Annotated in this window: 1 protein-coding gene; it reads left to right on the top strand. The window is 70.6% G+C overall.

Annotated features, from left to right (window positions below; all coding sequences use genetic code 11):
* Positions 1-235: hypothetical protein (locus tag SB658_RS27590; protein ID WP_410603758.1), on the top strand; the 235-nt coding region annotated here is incomplete at both ends.

Here is a 235-nt window from a genome sequence, read left to right as displayed (position 1 = left end):
GAGGACATCATGCGCCGCTCCGTCCCCTGGCACCGCGTCGCCGCCTTCGCGGCGCTCGCGATCGGCCTCGCATGGCTCGTCGCCCTACCGCTCTGGCTGAACCCCACGAGCCCGCTGGTTGCGCAACTGACCGTGTCGGGAATGATGTTCACCCCGGCGATCGCGGTCGCGATCGTCGCGCTCGCGACGAGACAGAAGGGCTTCTGGCGCTACGTCGCGGCCTGGCCGATGGCGC

Origin of the sequence: Bacillus sp. SIMBA_008, assembly GCF_046535495.1 — a bacterium.
In the GTDB taxonomy this organism is placed as follows: Bacteria; Bacillota; Bacilli; order Bacillales; family Bacillaceae; genus Bacillus; species Bacillus subtilis.
This window is presented reverse-complemented; position numbering and strand designations above follow the sequence as displayed.